Annotated in this window: 2 protein-coding genes; one reads left to right on the top strand and one right to left on the bottom strand. The window is 58.0% G+C overall.

The genetic code is table 11. The features are described from left to right. Positions 1-341: FAD-dependent oxidoreductase (locus tag H6A60_RS11925; RefSeq protein ID WP_205104913.1), on the bottom strand; the 341-nt coding region annotated here is incomplete at its 3' end. Between the two features lie 74 nt (positions 342-415). On the opposite strand from H6A60_RS11925, the gene H6A60_RS11920 reads away from it, so the two are divergent. Continuing rightward, positions 416-802, top strand: a 387-nt coding sequence (locus H6A60_RS11920; protein WP_205104911.1) for a LysR family transcriptional regulator, incomplete at its 3' end; no start/stop codon positions are given.

Genomic DNA, 802 nt, shown 5'->3' with positions numbered 1-802 from the left:
ATGCCGCGGTTGACCGAGTCCTGCCAGTTGAACTCAACCGAGTCGTCGATGCCCGCTTTCTTTTGGATATCGGTACCGCCAATCCAGTAGCCCGCGCCCGACATGATCGTATGGCCGCCGAAGTACGGACTCTTTTCGAGAAGGAGTACCGATTTCGCGCCTTCTTCGCGTGCGGAAATAGCTGCGCAAAGTCCGGCCATGCCGCCGCCGAGAACGAGCACGTCGCATTCGGCCTTGACGGGCACTTTGGTCGTTTGTGCGTTTGCCACCGGAATGCCGGCAAAACTTGAGAGACCGACGGCTGCGGCGCCGAGACCCAAAAACTTGCGTCGATTCAACATGACGTTTTCCTCCTTGTGGCGATCTTTTCGATCGGGTCACAATCAGGCTACGAAAATCGATCGCCCGCATCCATATGTCATCCGCAAAGAAACTTGCAAATCCGCAAGATAGAACCGCTTCGACCGACAAATACGCCGGCGCTGCCGATCGGCGTCTCGACAACCTGCTCGTTTGGCGTGTGCTCGAAGGCATTGCCGCGAAAGGATCGCTTACGAGGGCCTGCATAGAACTCGATCTGGACGTTTCGACCGTGTCGCGTCAAATTGCGGCGCTTGAGCGCGAGTGGCGGGTGACGCTTCTTAACCGCTCGACGAAGCCGGCAGGCCTCTCACACTTCGTGATGCAGAATCTGCCGCTCGTGCGCCGCATGCTCAATCTCGTGGGAGAGCTCGAGTGCGCGCTCGCCGACGAATCGGCGTCTGAAGAAAAGACCGTCATCCGAATGAGTCTCTCGACTAGC

Source organism: Sutterella massiliensis, assembly GCF_016899755.1.
Lineage (GTDB): Bacteria > Pseudomonadota > Gammaproteobacteria > Burkholderiales > Burkholderiaceae_F > Sutterella > Sutterella massiliensis.
The sequence above is the reverse complement of the archived record's forward strand: the minus strand, read 5'-3'. Positions and strand labels throughout refer to the sequence as shown.